At 44.4% G+C, this 19043-nt stretch carries 23 protein-coding genes; all 23 read left to right on the forward strand.

What is annotated here, in order from left to right; genetic code table 11:
* The first annotated feature begins 5 nt into the window (after positions 1-5).
* The 23 genes from QMA12_RS01855 to QMA12_RS01965 all read left to right on the forward strand — a co-directional run bounded on the left by QMA12_RS01855 (position 6) and on the right by QMA12_RS01965 (position 19041).
* A complete protein-coding gene (locus tag QMA12_RS01855; protein WP_290208749.1) occupies positions 6-593 on the forward strand; it encodes a glycosyl hydrolase 108 family protein in 588 nt (195 codons plus the stop codon).
* The gene (locus QMA12_RS01860) at positions 593-856 is read left to right on the forward strand and encodes a hypothetical protein (protein WP_290208748.1); all 264 of its coding nucleotides are present in this window, start codon (positions 593-595) and stop codon (positions 854-856) included. The genes QMA12_RS01855 and QMA12_RS01860 overlap by 1 nt, the downstream gene beginning before the upstream one ends.
* Complete coding sequence (locus tag QMA12_RS01865) at positions 846-1115, forward strand: hypothetical protein (RefSeq protein WP_290208747.1); 270 nt, start codon at positions 846-848, stop codon at positions 1113-1115. The genes QMA12_RS01860 and QMA12_RS01865 overlap by 11 nt, the downstream gene beginning before the upstream one ends.
* On the forward strand, positions 1105-1551 hold the full coding sequence (locus QMA12_RS01870) for a 3TM-type holin (protein ID WP_290208746.1): 447 nt from the start codon (positions 1105-1107) through the stop codon (positions 1549-1551). The genes QMA12_RS01865 and QMA12_RS01870 overlap by 11 nt, the downstream gene beginning before the upstream one ends.
* Positions 1548-1769 carry a TraR/DksA family transcriptional regulator gene (locus QMA12_RS01875; protein ID WP_290208745.1) on the forward strand — a complete coding sequence of 74 codons (222 nt, stop codon included), beginning with the start codon at positions 1548-1550 and terminating at the stop codon, positions 1767-1769. The genes QMA12_RS01870 and QMA12_RS01875 overlap by 4 nt, the downstream gene beginning before the upstream one ends.
* A 1-nt stretch (position 1770) precedes the next feature.
* Complete coding sequence (locus tag QMA12_RS01880) at positions 1771-2196, forward strand: DUF2730 family protein (RefSeq protein ID WP_290208744.1); 426 nt, start codon at positions 1771-1773, stop codon at positions 2194-2196.
* Positions 2197-2394: 198 nt separating this feature from the next.
* Positions 2395-2694 (forward strand): hypothetical protein, encoded by a 300-nt coding sequence (locus tag QMA12_RS01885; protein ID WP_290208743.1) that lies wholly within the window; start codon positions 2395-2397, stop codon positions 2692-2694.
* A 2-nt stretch (positions 2695-2696) separates the two neighbouring features.
* Positions 2697-3293: a DUF3486 family protein gene (locus QMA12_RS01890; protein WP_002960376.1), complete on the forward strand. Its 597-nt coding sequence runs from the start codon at positions 2697-2699 to the stop codon at positions 3291-3293.
* The gene (locus QMA12_RS01895) at positions 3286-4890 is read left to right on the forward strand and encodes a terminase family protein (RefSeq protein ID WP_290208742.1); all 1605 of its coding nucleotides are present in this window, start codon (positions 3286-3288) and stop codon (positions 4888-4890) included. The genes QMA12_RS01890 and QMA12_RS01895 overlap by 8 nt, the downstream gene beginning before the upstream one ends.
* 157 nt (positions 4891-5047) lie before the next feature.
* On the forward strand, positions 5048-6613 hold the full coding sequence (locus QMA12_RS01900; RefSeq protein ID WP_290208741.1) for a DUF935 domain-containing protein: 1566 nt from the start codon (positions 5048-5050) through the stop codon (positions 6611-6613).
* On the forward strand, positions 6614-8095 hold the full coding sequence (locus tag QMA12_RS01905; RefSeq protein ID WP_290208740.1) for a phage minor head protein: 1482 nt from the start codon (positions 6614-6616) through the stop codon (positions 8093-8095).
* Complete coding sequence (locus QMA12_RS01910) at positions 8092-8286, forward strand: hypothetical protein (RefSeq protein ID WP_290208739.1); 195 nt, start codon at positions 8092-8094, stop codon at positions 8284-8286. The genes QMA12_RS01905 and QMA12_RS01910 overlap by 4 nt, the downstream gene beginning before the upstream one ends.
* Positions 8286-8738 (forward strand): phage virion morphogenesis protein, encoded by a 453-nt coding sequence (locus QMA12_RS01915; protein ID WP_290208738.1) that lies wholly within the window; start codon positions 8286-8288, stop codon positions 8736-8738. The genes QMA12_RS01910 and QMA12_RS01915 overlap by 1 nt, the downstream gene beginning before the upstream one ends.
* Positions 8739-8800: 62 nt before the next feature.
* Positions 8801-9523 (forward strand): hypothetical protein, encoded by a 723-nt coding sequence (locus QMA12_RS01920; protein ID WP_290208737.1) that lies wholly within the window; start codon positions 8801-8803, stop codon positions 9521-9523.
* Entirely contained in the window at positions 9516-10544 is a 1029-nt protein-coding gene (locus tag QMA12_RS01925) for an ATP-binding protein (RefSeq protein WP_290208736.1), read from the forward strand. The genes QMA12_RS01920 and QMA12_RS01925 overlap by 8 nt, the downstream gene beginning before the upstream one ends.
* Before the next feature lie 240 nt (positions 10545-10784).
* Positions 10785-11960: a phage protease gene (locus tag QMA12_RS01930; protein WP_290208735.1), complete on the forward strand. Its 1176-nt coding sequence runs from the start codon at positions 10785-10787 to the stop codon at positions 11958-11960.
* A complete protein-coding gene (locus tag QMA12_RS01935; protein ID WP_290208734.1) occupies positions 11960-12868 on the forward strand; it encodes a Mu-like prophage major head subunit gpT family protein in 909 nt (302 codons plus the stop codon). The genes QMA12_RS01930 and QMA12_RS01935 overlap by 1 nt, the downstream gene beginning before the upstream one ends.
* Before the next feature lie 74 nt (positions 12869-12942).
* The gene (locus QMA12_RS01940) at positions 12943-13428 is read left to right on the forward strand and encodes an HI1506-related protein (protein WP_290208733.1); all 486 of its coding nucleotides are present in this window, start codon (positions 12943-12945) and stop codon (positions 13426-13428) included.
* The gene (locus QMA12_RS01945; RefSeq protein WP_182740206.1) at positions 13429-13857 is read left to right on the forward strand and encodes a phage protein Gp36 family protein; all 429 of its coding nucleotides are present in this window, start codon (positions 13429-13431) and stop codon (positions 13855-13857) included.
* Entirely contained in the window at positions 13857-14273 is a 417-nt protein-coding gene (locus tag QMA12_RS01950; RefSeq protein WP_064668423.1) for a hypothetical protein, read from the forward strand. The genes QMA12_RS01945 and QMA12_RS01950 overlap by 1 nt, the downstream gene beginning before the upstream one ends.
* Position 14274: 1 nt before the next feature.
* Positions 14275-15024 (forward strand): hypothetical protein, encoded by a 750-nt coding sequence (locus QMA12_RS01955; protein WP_290208731.1) that lies wholly within the window; start codon positions 14275-14277, stop codon positions 15022-15024.
* Between the two features lie 79 nt (positions 15025-15103).
* Positions 15104-18682 (forward strand): tape measure protein, encoded by a 3579-nt coding sequence (locus QMA12_RS01960; protein ID WP_290208730.1) that lies wholly within the window; start codon positions 15104-15106, stop codon positions 18680-18682.
* Positions 18679-19041 (forward strand): hypothetical protein, encoded by a 363-nt coding sequence (locus QMA12_RS01965; RefSeq protein WP_290208729.1) that lies wholly within the window; start codon positions 18679-18681, stop codon positions 19039-19041. The genes QMA12_RS01960 and QMA12_RS01965 overlap by 4 nt, the downstream gene beginning before the upstream one ends.
* Positions 19042-19043: the final 2 nt, after the last annotated feature.

Genomic DNA, 19043 nt, shown 5'->3' on the forward strand with positions numbered 1-19043 from the left:
TCGGTATGCTCCCAACTCTAAATTACTTTAAACAATCGCCAGAAATACAAGCAGCGTTTGCCCCTTACTCGCTTAAATTTGCCCAGTGCATATTACCTATTTTGTATTTAGAGGGTGGTTTACGCAGTGACGGCGGGTTAAACGATATAGCCTCAGATCGTGGCGGCCTAACAAAGTACGGCATTAGCCAGCGCGCATACCCAAACCTAGACATTAATAACCTAACCCTAGCCCATGCTATACGCCTTTATCATCGTGACTATTGGCGAGCCATGTCTTGCGAAAAAGTTCCCGAAGGTGTTGATTTTATGCTTTTGGATGGCGCAGTACAGCACGGCGCACCTACCATGACCATGCTCACCCAGCGACTAGTGAACTCAAAGCCTGATGGGCGCATGGGACCAAAAACCCTAGCCGCTATCGTAGAGCGCCCAGCTCTTAGCCTGACTGTATTATTCAGCGTAAACCGTGGTCGCAAGTACGCCCGTATTTGTGCAAACGATCCAAGCCAAAAACCAAACCTAGAGGGCTGGTATAACCGCTTAGCTCATGTAACCGAATTTGCAGTAACTCAGCAAAATGAGGTGGCGTAATGGGTAAAAATTGGGATTGGTCATATCAAAAAGGCCGCGAAAAACGCATGGAACTAGAGGTTGATGCCCGCATGCATAATATGCCTTTTGACCCGCGCAAAATACCCCTGCACAGCCACTGCGGCACTATGCAAAACTACTTTAACAAAGGCTGGCAATCAGTTAGAGCCATAGACATACAGCTGCGCGTAGACGGCCAGCAAAGCTACAAAAACGCCCGCGAAGCACTTAAGCAACGTTTTGGAGAATCCAATGGCCGCTAAAGTAAAGCCGCTTACCACAGCACAAAACACCGTTATTAAAGAACTAGCGCTTACCTTAGTGTTTAGCGAAATAGAGCAGCACGTAGTAAAGCCAAGCTACGAAGAGGCCACCGGTAAAAAATACGACTCACAACACCCTGAGTCATTTACCAACACCATGCTAGACAGCAACCCCAAAGCTAAAGCCTTGCAGGCTGCAATAAAAAAAGAGCACAAGCGCCAGCACAGGCTTTTCAAGGAGAATGAAAATGGCAATTAAAAACTGGTTTAACGTGGTCGAGCCTGTCACCAAGTTGATTGACAACCTCTTTACCAGCGACGAAGAACGCCAAACCATTACCAACGAACTCAAGCGTATTGAAAACGCAGCCCAAAGCCAAGTATTAGAGCTTGAGGGCAAAATTGTAGAGCTACAAGGCAAAGTACTAGAGGCACAATCCCAAATTATTACCGCCGAGGCCAAAGGCGAAAGCTGGTTACAACGTAACTGGCGGCCAATCACCATGTTGACGTTTTTAGTGTTGGTGTGTTTTGACTCATTCGGCTGGCTGAAGTTTCGCTTATCAGAGCAAGCATGGGATTTACTGCAATTAGGCATAGGTGGCTACGTTATTGGCCGCACCGTTGAAAAAGCCGCGCCAAGCGTTAAGCAAGGCATTAAAAACGTAATTGAAAAAGTAAGGAAACCAAATTGAGCAAATTTGACGACGCGCAAAAAATAGAACAACACCTGTTAGATGCCGCGCTATCACTGCACCACGAACAAGCAAACAAACCAGGGGCAGCATTTGAGCACTGCCAAGAGTGCGGCATAGAAATCCCCCCAGCACGGCGTAAAGCAGTTAAAAACTGTAGTACCTGTGTTAAGTGCCAATCACTCATTGAAATACACCAACAGCATTACGGGGCTTAACGTGATTGAACTTTTAGAGAAATGGCAAACCTTGCTTGTCGCAATAGCTACGGCAGCAGGCGTATTAATCATGGCATTTTTATATATGAGATTCCCGTCAAGGCGCGAGTTCAACAAATATAAAGAGCAGTCACAGCAGCAAGTAAACCAAGTTAAAACTAAAGTTCAAGAGCAGTTAACAGCACATAAAAATGAACTGCAAGAACAGCTTAAATCGGTTGAAAAAAGCGTTACTGACGATGTGCAAGAACTTGAAAAGCGCTTAGACAAAGTGCCAACAATTGAAGACTTACACGAACTAGAGCTAAACCTAGAACGCCTTAATACCAATATAGAATCAGTTAAGCCTGGGCTACAGCATGTTGAAAAGTTAACAGCCTTGCTAATGGAAAACGAACTAAGAGATAAACGAAATGGCAGTAATTAACGATAAGTGCCGTTGCGGCGCAGCAATAACAGTCCTTACAGACACAGATAAAGCCGAGGCTTGTTATAAAAGTTGTCACAACCAGCGATTTTAAAAATGGATACACAGATTACACATTGTTTCGATGCTTAGAATGCGAAGAGCCCGTAGAAGAAACCGTACCAGCCCTTAAGCCCCATCCATAGGAATAAAACCACCATGGCAATGTTACAAGTTCAAGCCGAACACCAACGAATTAGTATACTTATAACGCTAAAAGAATCCGCAGATTTTGGCGCTAACACCAGCATGCTAGCCGATGTACTACAGCGCTATGCGTTGGGTTGCAGTCGTGATCAGCTTAAAACCTTATTAAATTGGTTAGAGCAAAACGGCTATATAACACTCGATAAACTCAGCGAAAACACGTGGGTTGCCCGTATTACGCAATCAGGTATCGACGTAGCTGAGGGCATAAGTGTTGTTCCTGGTATTAAACGCCCAGGGCCACGAGGTTAACTATGAGCGAGTCAATCCGCAGAGGCCAACCCAGCAAAGTTGATTTACTGCCCGAGGATATTAAAAAGCAGCTCGACTCAATGCTACGCGATAAGCGCTTTAGTCAGGGCGAAATACTTGATGCCGTAAATACCTTGATCATCGAGTCAGGCTTAGACGAGGGCGCAACCATTAGCCGCAGTGGCCTTAGTCGCCACGCCCAAAAAACCGAAGCCATAGGCCAAAAGCTACGCGATTTACGCGAGTCAACCAAAGCACTTACCGCAGAGCTGGGCGAAAAGCCCACAGGCGATACCACCAAGCTTATTTTAGAAATGGGCCGCTCGCAGTTGTTTCGCGCTATGCAGCAACAAATGATGAACCCCGACGAAGACGCAGCGGTAGACATTGACACCATAAAAGACGCCATGCTCGCAGCTCAGCGGCTAGAGCAAACCGCCATGGCTGCCCACAAGCGCCAGCAAGAAATAGAAAAAGCCTATGCGCAAAAGCTCGCTAAAGACCTAGACCAAAAAGTTAAAAACGAAAACTTACCGCAAACCGCAGACGACATGCTGGCCTTTTTCAAACGCGACATATTAGGGCTAAAGCATGACTAGCACCGCGCAAAGTATTACCCAAACTAACGAACTACCACTAAGTAAAGTGGCAGGTTCTTTAGCGGTTGCCATGGGCACAGACATACTTTTTGGTTATCAAAAAGCATGGATGGAAGACGATGCAATAGTAAAAATTGCAGAAAAATCTCGCCGTACTGGGTTAACCTTTGCCGAAGCGCTAGACGACGTACTAAGCGCAGCTGCACCCGCAAACGCACAAAACACCTATTACCTTGGCTCAGATAAAGAAATGGCTAAGGAGTTTATAGATGCCTGTGCATTTTGGGCGCAAAAGCTCAACATGGTTATGGGCGAAGTAGAAGAGGGCATATTTGAAGAAAAAGACCCAGACGGCACCAAGCGATCAATCAATACCTTTGAAATAAAATTCCCAAGTACCGGTAAAAAAATAGTAGCGCTAAGCTCAAACCCGCGCAACTTACGAGGCCGCCAAGGTAATGTAGTAATAGACGAAGCCGCATTCCACGACAAGCTAGACGAAGTACTAAAAGCTGCGATGGCTCTTACCATGTGGGGCGGGCGAGTACGTATTATTTCGACCCATAACGGTGTAGATAACCTATTTAACACCCTAATAACCCAAGCTCGGCGCGGTCTTAAAAAGTACTCCGTGCATCATATTCCTATTGATAAAGCGCTTAGGCATGGGCTTTATAAACGTATTTGTTTAGTGAGTGGGCAAGAGTGGACGCAAGCAAAAGAAGACGCATGGCTCGCTAATCAAGTTGATTTTTACCCAACCCAAGATGCCGCTAACGAGGAGCTTTACTGTGTACCAAGCCAAGGCGCAGGCCAATACCTAAGCCGCCGTCTGCGCGAACGTGCCTTAAGTGATGACTGCAAAGTACTACGTTATGAAGCGCCCACCGACTTTGAAAGCTGGACCGAAGAGCAGCGCGTAAAAGACGTAGCGACTTGGTGTAAGCAAAATATTGATGATTTAATCAGTGGGTTAAACCCTGATCTAACCCACGCATTTGGTGAGGATTTCGCCCGTAAAGGCGATTTAACCGTGTTCAGCATCGGTGAGATAAACCAAGACACCAGCCTAACCGTGCCGTTTATAGTAGAGCTGCGTAACGTTACTTACGAACAGCAAAAGCAAATCATGCTGTATATTTGTGACCGTTTACCAAAATTACGTGGCCTTGCCTTTGACGCCACAGGTAACGGTGGTTACTTAGCGGAAGCTGCCAGCCTTAAATACGGCACAGAGTTAGTTGATAGCGTGCATTTATCACAAGCCTGGTATCGCGAGTGGATGCCAAAACTAAAAGACTATTTTGAAACCGACAATATAACGCTACCAAAAGACCAGGACGTATTAGACGACTTAGGCCAAATCAAACTTAAAAACGGTATTGCGCAGGTAGATAAAGGTAAAAACACCGGTAGCGATGGCAACAAGCGCCACGGAGATAGCGCGGTATCAATAGCCATGCTAATACGTGCCGCTGAAATGGATGGCAGCGCAATCGAATTTACACCACTGCCCAGCAAAGCTCAGCAAAGCGTAAATAGCATGCGGCCAGACCACAGCGACGATTTTGCAAGTGATCGTAAAGCCGCATGGTAGCGCGGCGCTTTAGGGTGTTTTATCAAGAGATATTCACCGCCCAAGTACAACAACTAGATATAACCGCCGCCAGTTTAGCCAAGGCCCACCAACACACATTAACGCTTGATATATATGTATTAAGCATTAAGCCCATCATTACAGTTAGAGTAAACCCATGACCCAAATAGTAGATATTCACGGCAACCCAATTAAATCAGCCGACTTTAAGCAAACCCAAACCGAGCAAGATAGCCGTGTGGGCATGCTAATGCGCCAATTTGCGGAGCACCCAAGCGAAGCGCTTACCCCTGCAAAGTTAGCGCAATTACTTAAAGATGCCGACGCAGGCAACTTAGCGGCCATGGCTGATTTAGCTAAAGACATGGAAGACAAAGACGGCCACCTATTTAGTGAGCTTACCAAGCGCCGCAGAGGCTGGCTTAAATACGATTGGTCAGTAGAGCCGCCCCGTAACGCCACTGAGCAAGAAGAAAAAGACGCTGCTGCAATCCAAGAAATATTAGAAGATGCCACTTGGTTAGAGGATCTAATTTTTGATTGCAGCGATGCAATACTAAAATCGTTTTCGTGTAACGAGCTTGACTGGGCGTTTGATAGCGGCGAGCATATTATTACCGGTTATGAATTTCGTGATCAAAACTTATTCCAAACCCATCCAGATAACCGCAACCAGTTAATGCTGCGCGATAACAGTTACACAGGCCAAGAGTTAAACCCGTTTGGCTGGTGCGCGCATATTCACCGCAGTAAATCGGGGTATATTCACCGCACCGGGTTAACCTCAACGGTGGCATGGCCGTACTTATTTAAAAACTATTCAATACGCGACCTTGCTGAGTTCCTAGAGATTTACGGCTTACCACTGCGTTTAGGTAAATACCCTAATGGCGCAAGTGATGATGAAAAAGCCACCTTGTTACGTGCTGTGCTTAGCATCGGCCATAACGCAGGCGGCATTATTCCGAAGGGCATGGAGATTGAATTTCAAAATGCAGCTAATGGTCAATCAGATCCTTTTGAAGCTATGATCAAGTGGTGTGAAACCACTCAAAGCAAAGCGGTATTAGGCGCAACGCTTACTAGCCAAGCGGACGGTAAAACTAGCACTAACGCCCTTGGTAATGTTCACATGGACGTACTAAACGACATAACCGAAAGCGATTTAAAACAAGTAGCTAATACCATAACGCGCGATATTATTTACCCAATGCACGCGCTTAACTCTAAAAGTTACTCAGGCGCACGCCGTATTCCGCGCTTTAAATTTGACACCAGCGAAGCCGAAGACATTGCCCAGTTAGCCCCAGCCCTTAAAATACTCACCGAAGTTAATTACCCAATCCCTGCAAAATGGGTGAGCGAAAAAACCCAAATACCACTACCTGAAAAGGGCGAGGCTATTTTAAGCTTAACTCCAATAACAACACCAACAGAGCCACAAGCCGCTTTAAAAGGCTTTGCCGCACTTAAAAACGCTCCGCAAAAGGACAACGCCGACTTAGTGGCCGAGCAGCTAGCAGCACAAGCACAAGCGCACTTAAACAGCATGAGCGATGCCGTAACCGAGCTTGTTAAAAACGCCAGCAGCTTAGAAGAAATACGCGACGGCATACTTGAATTAGAGCCACAAATAAGCACAGAGGGCTTTACTGAGATAATGGCAAAGGCAATGGCAGCAAGTGAGTTGTTAGGCGCACTAGAAGTGGATGAGGGCCGCTAAATGGCTGTTAGATATGGCTCACTGCCATTTGACGATGGCATAAATTTTTTTCGGCAAAAGCTAAATACACCCAGCAACAGCTGGGATGATGTATGGCAAAGCGCTCATAACCGCGCGTTTATGGTTGCAGGCGTAACCAAAGCCGACATGCTTAACGATTTTTACACCTCAGTCGATAAAGCGATCAGCGAGGGTAAAAGTTTAAATTGGTTTCAAAAAGAGTTTGATAATATCAAATCGCGCTATGGCTGGGATCACAACGGCCAACCAGCTTGGCGCAGCCAGATAATATATGAAACCAATATACGCCAAGCCTATAACGCAGGGCGCGAGGAGCAAATACAAGCGCTTAAAGCAAGCCGCCCTTATGCGTTATACAAGCACGGTGATAGCGAAACCCCGCGCATAATACATTTAAAATGGAATAACCTGGTGCTACCGGTTGATGATCCATGGTGGGATACCCACAGCCCGCAAAATGGCTGGGGCTGCAAATGTAAAAAGTTTAGCTTAAGCGAGCGGGAGCTTAAACGCCGTGGCCTAACTGTAGGCACAGCGCCCGATAATGGCAGTTACAGCTGGACTAACAAAAAAACGGGTGAAGAGTTTGAGTTGCCATTGGGCATTGATCCGGGCTTTGACTACACCCCAAAGAATACCGCTCAGCTTACCAGCCAGGTTAAAAAGCAAATAGCAGATAAGCCACCGCTTGCAAAACGCATAGAGGATTATCAAGCAACCCGCATTGTGCCATCGGCTTATAGCAGCGCTAAAAACGTTACAGCGCTAAAGCTTGATCCGCTATTAGCCCAGTTAGACAGTGAAGTACTTGAAGGCTTAAACAGCTTTTTAACGGCCAAACAAACCAAAACCGTATTTGTCAATCAAACCCAAATGAGCGCAGGCTCTAAAGCAAATGCAGCAATTCGTAGCGAAGTGGGGGAGTACTTAGGCGTAGATGAATTTTACGCGCGCATGCAATACAGCATTCGTGGCGCTAAAAACTGCGGGGGTTTTACTTCTGTAGGGTATGAGCACATAGTTGTAAAAGTGAAAAGCGCCCAAAACTTAGCTAAAGTTGATATGCAAGCGCTAAAAGACAGTGCTGCACTTACCGTGCAGCGCTCAGCAAACAACAAAGGTGAATACCCGTATAATTGGCACGGTGAAACAATAAAACGTGATCACACTATTTCGCATAATGCAGATTCACTAGATAAACACCAAGCACATAGTTTAGTGTCAACCTGGCTGCACGAACTCGGCCACCAAGTACACTATTACGCAGGCGCACCAGAGCTATTAAAAAATGCGTTGCCTGTTACCTATTACGGTGCAGTGAATAAGTACGAGCAATTTGCGGAGGCATTCACCGCCTGGGCGCTGGCTCGTAAAGAGCTTAAAAAATGGCAACCAGAGCTTGTAAGCTGGATAGACCAACTAGTAAAAGATGCCGCTAAATCACAGGATAAAAGACGATGACATTATTAACCCAAGCACAGCAGCTGCTACAGCAAACCCCGTACACACTACAAACATGCCGTGAATTTGCAAAGCTAGAGCAACAAGCAAAAGGGCAAGAGGCTAACCAAATTGCTGATCTACTCCCTGCACTTATTGCAGGGCTGGACCAGCAAACCCACATGCAAGCATTTGACGAAGGGATAGTGTAATGGCTGGTGCGCGTATTGAAATAAGCACAGAGGGTGCAACGGCCGTAAGTGATGTATTAACTCAGCTGGTAAAGAACTTAGATAACCTAGCCCCAGCACTTGGCAATGTGGGCGAGCATTTAATGTTGACCCACCGTGATCACTTTGACGAGCAGCGCAGCCCAGATGGCGACCCGTGGCAGCCACTTAGCCCCAACTACGCCAAGAGTAAAAAAAAGAACAAAGATAAAATACTCAGGCTTAACGACATACTACGCGACACATTCGCTTATAACATCGGTGGCGAATCATTAGAGTTTGGTACAAACATGGAATACGGCGCTATTCACCAATTTGGCGGCACTAGCGATATGATCCCCCGTTTAGCTGCCATACCAGCAAGGCCGTTTTTAGGGTTGTCACAGGATGATGAGAAAGAAGTGATTGAGATATTAAGTGGCTATTTTTCATAAATAATATGTTAATATTTACTTCTATATACTTTTTCTACATATCAATAATTTGGAATTTTAAGATGGATATCGGCGTTATACTTAGCGTAATAGGGCTTATAATTGCTTTATTGGCTTATTTAGTTCCTTTTGACAGGGTTTCTAAAATGTTTGAAAAGAAGAAATTAGATCAGTTAGCTAGAGAAATTAGCTTGAGAAGTAATTATAGAGTAGCAATTATTGATGATGAATTAGATAGTTTTCCGATTGATTTTATTAATAAAATGGGATTTGATGTAAAAACATTTGAGTCAATTTCATTTGCTGACTCTATTGAAATTGCTAAGTTTGATGTTGTTCTTTTAGACGTTAAAGGTGTTGTTCGTGAAGATTTAGAGGAAGGTGGAGCTAAGTTTATAAAAATTCTCAAAGAAGCTAGGAGTGCTTTACCTGTGGTTGCGGTTTCATCTGGAAAGTTTCAACCAGAGCTAAACGATTATTTTAAAAGCTCTGATGCTATATTAAACAAACCCATTGAAGAGTTCAAAATACAAGAATTACTTAGTGAACTTAAAGCTGATTTCTTTGATTTCGAAAAACTATCAAGTCAGCTTAAAGAGCAAATTAGAAAGCTATCAGTAGATAGTAAGCTCAAATCAAAATTAGAAGTCGAAGTAGTCAAGTATTTATCTAGCAAATTGCCTAAAGCTGAAACCTTTCAGTTAGTGCATCAAATAGCGACTATAGATTCAGAAAATATAATAAAACAAATAAAAATAATGAAGGATCGATTAGACAATGATTAGAGAGCTTATTGAAAGTAAACTATTAGAATCACCATGGCCTGTGTGGGTCGATAACAAGCTACTAGATGGAACTAAAGTAGGTATTTCGAATCAATGTGATAAGAGCTGCCGTAATCATGAGAAAGTAGGGGTTTCTAATTGTAGTCATAGCTTAACCCAAATAACCAAGAAAATTGACGGAAATTATATAACCATCTGTGATGTTTACATTCAACAAAGTGGCGTTACAAAAAAAAGAAACAGGAATTTAAAATTAAAAGAACAAAAAGCTTCTTTAGAATCGATTTATTTATGGTTCGAGCAAATTGATAAAAAAATTTCGTCTTTTAAAAATATAATTGAAGTCCAATCGAAAAAGAGGTTTGACCCTTTCCATGAGTTTGTTAAATGGGCAAATGAGATAGAGTTTTATTCAAAAAAGCTAATTAGTAAAGATGGATTTGAAAAGTCATCATCAAATCTTAAAAGTTTATATAAAACTTCTGTAATGCTCCAAGACTCTTTAGATACTGCGGCTTTATATGTTAACCCAGAAAGTGCATCTTTTGGACGTAAAAGAGAAACTGATGTTTACAGTATGATTCATAAAATTTCAGCTGTTCTCTCTCATTCAAAATCAACTAAAAGTGGAGTGAAAGTTGCATTTATGGGGAGAGTAGAAAATAGACATCGAGTTTATGAGTCTTTCAAAGTCATTCCCTTAACACTCCTGCAAAATGCTATCAAATATAGAAAGTGCAATGATATCGAAGTGGTTTTTGATGAAAGGGGAGATAAACTTGATTTATCGGTTATCTCATATGGTGATTTATTGAAGCCAGATGAACTAAATCGAATTTTTGATCGAGGATATAGAACCAGTGCAGCTAAAAAAATGAATGTTGAAGGTTCAGGTTTGGGTTTGTATGCTTTGAAAGTCGTTGCTGATGCTCATGGCTTTAAAGTGAATGTACGAAGTGAATTACTAGATAGTGATCAATTTAACCGAGCAAAAAATATTTTTACGGTCAGTATTTTTTAGAGCGTTATGGGGGGTATGTAAGCTGGACTATTAGAATTACTTTTGAGAAGGCTTAAATTCACTTTTAAACACCTTTTAAACAGGGTTGCATTGCTAATATTGACTAGTGTTTTACTGTGATAATCTTAAAACCTCTTTTTAGCCTGTAAATCTCCCTTATAAATTCCCGAAACACCGCACGGCCAACAAATTCAAACCTAAATCCATACTGAGCACAGATTATTCAAACTGTGCTCAGTCATGTCAAAACTATTAAACACCTGTCACTTATTAAAGATCGATAACCCATTTGCTGCTTTATCAGCAAACCTGCCTGCTGATTTAGGTTTTGCTGCGTGCCGCTTTGCAAGCGAAATTAATGAGCAGGGTATCAGTGAGCGCGTAATGGTGATGCCAGATGGTTACTTTAAATCACATGATGGCCGCCCATTCGATGTACCTGCCAATGCCTGGTTACTTGACCAAGCCGCATTTGAGCTACTAAAAAGCACAGCCAGCACCCGCACTAACGATTACCATTTTGACTACGAGCACCAAACCCTACACGCCGAAGAAAACGGCAAGCCAGCCCCTGCCAGTGGTTGGTTTAACCCAAGCGATTTAGAGTATGTACCAGGCGAGGGGCTTTATGCTCTTAACGTTCGTTGGACACCCAGCGCCCGCGCACACCTAAAAAACGACGAATACCGCTTTATCAGCCCTGTTTTTCATTACGACAAACAAACAGGTCGCCCAACCAAATTACGCCACTTTGCGCTAACCAATGACCCTGCGGTAGACGGTATGGACAAAGTAGCTGTACTGAAATCCCAAACCAATCCAGACAATGGAGAAACCACCATGAACGCAGCTCAAAAATTGCTGAGCTTGCTAGGTGTCACTGTGGATGGTGATAACGTCACCGATGCAGATTACACCAAAGCAACAACAGCACTCGCCGCTTTAAAGGCCAAGGCCGATGAAGCCGACACGCTCACCACCCAGCTAAGCAACGCCAATGATGCCGTTGCAGCACTTAAAGCTAATAGCCCTAATACAGAGGTTAATTTAGCTAAGTACGTGCCTGTAGAAACCTACAACGCATTGCACACTGAAATGGTCGCACTGAAAAGTACCAGTGCCACGCAATCGGTTGAGCAAGAAGTAAATAAAGCCAAGCAAGACGGCCGCATTATTGCGTCAGAAGTTGAATATTTAACATCGTTAGGTAATCAGCAGGGCGTTGCAGCGTTAAAAGCAGTGTTAGATGCCCGTTCACCGATTGCAAGCCTTACCGCTCAGCAAACCACCCATACACCTAAGCCAGAGCAAGACAAAGACGGCTTAGCAGCACTTACCGCAGAAGACAAGTATGCCGCAGACCAACTAGGTCTATCTCATGCTGCTTATGCCAAAGCTAAACAGGAGCAAAACTAATGGCTTTAGTGACCCCAGCATTATTAACTGCTTTATTTACCGCGTTTAAATCTGAGTTTGAACAAGGTAAATCAGAAGTTACACCGCAATTTACAAAAATTGCCAGTGTAATTAAATCAACCTCGGCCAGTAATACCTATGGCTGGCTGGGCAAGTTCCCAAGTCTGGCTAAATGGGTGGGTGATCGTAATGTTCAAAGCATGAAAGCGCACGCTTATACCATTACCAATGACGATTACGAGTCAACAGTAGGCGTAGACCGCAACGACATTGAAGACGATAACTTAGGCGTGTATTCCCCAATTTTTAAAGAAATGGGCAGCGCGGCGGCAATTCACCCGGATGAAATGTGTTTTGAATTACTCGCAGCGGGTTTTACAACCTTGTGCTACGACGGACAAAACTTTTTTGATACTGACCACCCAGTAGCACCAAATGCAGACGGCACTGGCGCAGCAGTATCAACAGCGAATATGGCCGAAGATGTTGCTTACGAGGGTGAGCCGTGGTTTGTGCTAGACACCTCAAAAGCCCTTAAGCCGATTATTTTTCAAGAACGTAAAAAACCACAATTACTTGCCATGACCAAAGTTGATGACGAGGCGGTATTTACTTCTAAACAGTACCGTTACGGCGTTGATTGCCGTGATGCCGCAGGGTTTGGTTTTTGGCAGCTTGCCTTTGCTAATAAACGTGCGTTAACGCCAGATAATTTATGGAACAGCATTGAAAAAATGCGCAGCTTTACAGCTGACGGTGGCCGTAAGCTCGGTATTAAATCAACCATGTTAGTTGTTCCTGCCAGCATGGAAAAGCTAGCTACACGTATGTTAGAGCGTGAGCTTGACTCAAACAGCTCAAACGAACTGAAAGGCCGTTTAGAGCTGCTAGTAGCTGATTACCTTTAATCCCATCAATAGTTAAACCCTAATAAGTACGGGGCGTTATAGCCCCATACTTTGAAACCAGGAGTAATAATGAAATGGCTAAAACGCTTAAACTCAGCCTTATCTCTGCTGTTATTGTCAGTTGCATGCAGCCAACAGGCTACCGCCGAGCTGGTCTCAGTTTCAACCAAGGTAAAAATGAAATCCCCGCCGATGGTCTTGATCAAGAGCAGCTTGATGCAATTGAAAATGATCCACGCTTATCGGTGCAAGCTATACCGCTCGATGCGAGTGCTGCGCCGCAATCACAGCTGGACGCAAATAACCTGGGTGCAAATTTAGACAACCCTTTGCTCTATGCAAACGTTGATTACACCCAAGCCCCAATTGAGCTACAACCCGTTATTGCATTGATGATTGATGCACAAATGGAACGTATCCCCGCTTGTACTGACTTGACCTACGAAGCGCCAGGCGAAACCGAAGGTGAAGTAATTAAGGTTAAGGTATCAGCTGCTGATCGTGATGCTGCTTGGTATTGGTTACAAGATGAATTAGCCAAAGCAGGCGAGGGCGAGTAAATGGCTTACGCAACAATAACCGCAATGCAACAGCGTTTTGGTGAACGTGATCTTATCTATTTAAGTGAGCGCGAAGATGGCCCCGCTGATGTAATTAATACCGCAGTTATTGAGCAGGCTATAAACGATGCAAGCGACGTAATTAACGGCTATTTAGCTGGGCGTTATGAGCTGCCGCTTGTCACCGTTCCGAACCTACTTGAGCAGTTTTGTTGTGATATTGCTCGCTACAAGCTCGGCACTAACGATGTCCCTGAGCATGTAGAAACCCGTTACAAGGACGCAATTAAATTTTTAATGTCAGTAGCAAAAGGTGAGCTAAGTATAGGCGTTGACGCACTAGGCCAAGACGCCAAAGTGCAAGACACCGCCACAATACAAAGTGCTGGCTCAGTATTTGCGCGTGAAAAAACAAAGGGATTTATCTGATGTTTGAAATTACCACTGACTATTTTGCAGCTCAGCACCCGCTTAAACAGGCGCTTGAACAAGTGCCAGGCATTAAGCGCGTTTACTTGAGTGATGAACTAGCAGACATCAAGGAAGACCGCCAAACAACACCCAGCCTTCACTTAATGTATTACGGCGATAATTTACCAGAGAGTAAAAACGCCGGCTATTTAATGAAGCTAACGCAAACATGGATAGTTGTATTAGTTGTTCGTAAGCAAGATAACGCAGGCGAGCACTTAACTAACATTATTCGCGCTATGGCGGGCAAAGTACTTAATGGTACGGGGCCATGGCTAAGAGTAAACACCCCAGCTAAACCACAATTCACCCAAGGCCATGCGTATTACCCGCTGGCTTTTACATGTCAAATGACTCTTAAAGGAGCGCTTTAATATGAGCGACGGTATTTTACTAGCGGGCAATATTTTTGTTGATCGCTTAAACGAACAAGGCGTAAGCACAGGCCAAATTTTTGGCCCAATTAACACCACTAAGCTCGGCATTAAAACTGAGGCTGATTCAGTCGTCCGTACATCAAATAAAAAGGCCAGCAAGGGCCAAGTGCTAGACAATGTGACAATTGCAAAGCCAGCGGCCATTACATGGGAGTTTGACGACCAACCTGCCGAAATGGTGGCTTTAGCATTAATGGGCGAAGTTGCAGCTATTAACGATGCGGCGGGTACGTTAACAGATAAAGAAGTGATATTACCTGATAATCAGTCGTGGGTTGCCGTTGGTGGTAAAAACTTTACTGATGACGTAGTTGTTAAGCAAGCCACTGAAACTAAAGTTGCAGGCGTTGATTACGAGTTTAACTTTGCACTCGGCATGATCCGTTCAATTAAAGGTGGTTCGCTTGCTGCTGGTGGCAGTATTACCATTACGGGCAGTTATAACGCGCGCAGTGGTAAGCGCATTAAAGGCGGTACTAAGTCACAAACACGTTTACGTATTTTTGGTGAAGGCACCAACTTAGCCAATGGTAAGCAAGTCAATTTTGAAATTTACGACACCTCAATGATGCCAACTAAAGAGCTTGATTTAGCCGGCAGTGAGTTTGTAAGTGCTGCACTTGAAGGCACAGCAAAGCTTGTAAATGGCAAAGACGAACCATTCTACATTGACGAGCTAGACGCTTAATCAATTACCTCGTACCAAAAGGCTCAGCCCTTGAGCCTTTTTATTCCCCATTTAAACACTGTTTAAACTGAGTTAACCCATGGCAGATAAAACCCTCGAATTAGCCCTACGCGTTGTTGCAGAAGCGACAGGCAAGCAAAATATTGAGCAACTGGTAACAGAGCTTAAAAACATTGAGCAAAGCGCCGATGCCGCTAATCCTGCTGCTGATAAACTCAGTGAATCACTAGACCAAACCGATAACAGTGCCAAGAAAACCAGCACCACAGCAGGCAAGCTTGCCAACGAATTAGACGGATTAGCTAATCAAGCTGATCTAATACGTGCATTTGAGCAGTCAAAACAAAAATTAGAACAACAAGAAATTGCCACAGCGGCTGCCGCTCAAGCGCTCGACCAATTACAAACCGAAGCCAAAAACACTGATAAGCCATTTGTGCAACTCGCGCGCTCATTAGAAGCCGCTGAGAAAGACCTAACCCAAATGCGCACCGAGCTTACCCAGCAAACCAGTAAGCACGCTGCACTACAAACAGCCCTTAAGCGCTCTGATGTTGATACTAATAACCTACGTGCCGCCAAGCGTGACTTAGCTGCCCAGTTTGATAAATCTGGCCGCTCTGTCGATAAGTTTAGTAATGAGCTGCGCCAAGGCACTACAGCCCAACGCGCTCAAGCACAAAGCCTTGACGGCGTAATTGGCAAAGTTACCGCTCTGGCTGCCGCTTATGTGGGATTTGATCGGGTAGCTCAAGCTGTAAGCCAAGTATTTAGCACTGGTGATAAATTTGAAAAGCTCGGCGTGCAGATGCAGGCGCTTATGGGCGGCATTGCAGGCGGCGAAAAAGCCACCGCATGGGTAAAAGAATTTACTAAAAACACTCCGCTACAACTGGGTGAAGTAAGCCAGGCATTTGTAAAGCTTAAAGCGTTTGGCCTTGATCCTATGGATGGCACAATGCAAGCCATCACAGACCAAGCATTAAAGCTCGGCGGCGGGTTTCAAGAGGTTGAAGGTATCAGCCTTGCGCTCGGCCAAGCGTGGGCAAAACAAAAGCTCCAAGGCGAAGAAATCCTACAAATGGTGGAGCGCGGTATACCTGTTTGGGATCTACTTGAAAAAGTCACGGGTAAAAACACCGTCGAGCTGCAAAAGCTATCAAGCGCAGGTAAGTTAGGCCGTGATGTAATTAAAGGCTTAATAGATGAAATGGGCCGCGCAAGTGCTGGCTCTGCTGCTGCACAAATGGCGCTCTTTAGTGGGCAAGTGTCAAACGCTAAAGACAACATGGAGCAATTTTATAACCTTATAGCGCAAAGCGGCGCAATGGATTGGTTAAAAGCCAATATTACCGCGCTTAATACTGAATTTGCAGCAATGGCGAAAGATGGCCGCTTGCAAGAATGGGCGCAAAAAATTAGCGACACAATCGTAAGCACAGGTAATGCAATTAAAGGTGCAGCCACCACGCTTTATGAATACCGCGAAGAAATAGCAACCGTTGCTAAAGTGTGGCTGGCGCTTAAAGTGGGTAACTATTTTAGCAGTGTGATCAGCGGCGCAACCACGGCCATTGCATCACTAAGAACATATACCGCTGCTATTGGCTCTACCACAGTAGCAACCAACGCCGCAGGCATTGCAGCGGCTAAATGGAGTACTGCGCTTAAGGCAGTGGGTAAAGCAGGTTTATACACCTGGTTAATTACCGAGTTAATTGACGTTGGTTTACTTTATAAAGACTTACTCGTCGCTGAGGAATCACTCAGAAAGTCGCAACAAGCAAGTGCAATACAAGCCAAAGCATTAGCCGATGAATTACAAATGCTGGCTAACTCAACAGGTTTGATCATCCGTAATTCAGCAGAATTAGATGCATTGATAGAAAGCGGTAAGCTTGTTTGGGACGAAGCCACCCAGCGCTATGTAAACCTAGAATACCAACAACGTAAATTAGCCGAAGCCACAGCCGCTGCAACAGAGGCCGAGCGCCAGCGCCAAGAACTGCTTACGCTATCACTGCCCGAAGCCCTTAAAACAATTCAATCATTAGAGCAGCAGGCCACAAGTTTAGACGGTGTAAAAGTCGGCGTTGATGGCTTTATTCAAAGCATAGAAGCTGCCCGTGTAGCAATTGCAGGCGCTGGTGAACAATATCAGGGCCAGTTAGCCATTTTAGATGCGCTAAAAGTAAAGTTTGAAGAACATGCTGCATTACTTGAGCGTCAAAAAATATTTGCTGGTGATGTAGAAAAAGCTTATGCGGAGCTTGGCTTAACATCATCAAAAGCGCTAGATGAAACAGCTAATAAGTTACGTGCAGCCTATGAGTTAATGGAAGAATCAGAGCAACCATTAGCTGTACAACGCCAGGCATATTTAAAATGGGCTGAGGCTGCCATTGCTGCCGCAGATGCAACAGATCAAACCGTGCCCTCTAGTATTCAAGCCGCCGCTGCTGCACTAGGTTTAACGAAAGAACTCGATAAGCTCATTGAAAAAGCCAATGCCTTAAAGCCTGTTACTGACACAAACAGCGATGCAGTAAACCGCTTTACCCGTGAGTTAGAGCAAACCCGCGACGCAATAAAAACCAATCAGCAAGTTATGGCGAGCAGTACGGCCACTGCAGAGCAAAAAGCCCAAGCGCAAGCCGCGTTGACCATTCAACAGCAGCGCTTATCAGACCAAACTAACGACTTAACGCGCGTACAGCAGATAGAGCTAGCAAGCCTGGGCGAACTACAACGCGAACATAGCCGTTTAACAGATGAACTTGAACGCTTAAATTCACGTTATCAAGCAGGCAATTTAACAGCGCAACAATACAACTATGAAAAGCAACGTTTAAGTGATGTATTAAGCGTAGTAAATAACTTACTAGGTGACTTTAAAAGCGCACAAGATGCCGCCACGGCATCAACCCGAGCTGGTACTCAAGCCACGAATGAGCAAGCCAATGCAGCAGCAAACTCAGTTAAATCCTTAAACGCACAAGCTGCGGCTTTAGGGCGTGTTGCATCCGCCGCAGCCAGTGCCAAAAGTCGTACTGAAAGTATTGGCAATGGTGCGACAGTAGACAAGATTGCAAAATATCAGATTGAAAATGGTGAATCAGCTTACGCATTAGATACACCGGAAATTCGAGCAGCTAAAGCAGAGCTCAATAAAAAAGATACGCAAGGTTCATGGTTAAACAAGTATCAAAGCCAGGTAAGCAATGCAAAGGATGTAACAACACTCAATAAAATATCAAAAGAGATTAATGTTCGTTTAAGTCGGCTGAATGCAGAAAATAAACAGATTGTTAATGAAGCAATAAAAGTACAAAAGCAAGCATTAACGGCACAGAGTAGCCCTATAAAAGCAATTGAACAAGTTCAGTCCTATACGCCTGCATCAACGCCAAGTTATCCCGCGCCTACAAACAATTATACGCCCAGTAATAATGCATCTAACGCTGATTTAAACAGCCTTACAACTGCTGTACGAGAGCTGAGCACTTTACTAAAAAGCCAGCAAGCCTCTACAGGTAACACCAACAGCAAAACAGTCCGGTTAGAACTCGCATTACCTGGCGGGCAAACGGCCAATATATTAGCTGATTTTGAAGAGCAATTTTTACAAAAACTTGAACAGTTGAGTAATACCCAATGATCGTAATTAACGCACAACAATTAGATAACTTTGTTTGGCTTAATGAGTTTGATTACTTACCCGTAGCCGAGCAAACCGAACGCGCATTAAACGGCGCGCAGCACATTGAAAAAACACCGATACCCGCAGGCCGCCCAATCTATTTATACAGTGATTTTGAAGATGTTAGCGTATTTACACCATTGCATGAGCATGCACAAACAACCCTCACTGCGTTTGAAATAACCATCCGCGGCATGCTCTTTAATGTTGTGTGGGACCACAGCCAAAAAGCTGTAGAAGCCGCACCACATACGCATTTTTCAGACTCGGCACCAACACACTTTCAAAACATTAATTTACGTTTAAAAACGGTTTAACT

This window comes from Pseudoalteromonas sp. APC 3893 (genome assembly GCF_030408095.1).
Taxonomy (GTDB): Bacteria; Pseudomonadota; Gammaproteobacteria; order Enterobacterales; family Alteromonadaceae; genus Pseudoalteromonas.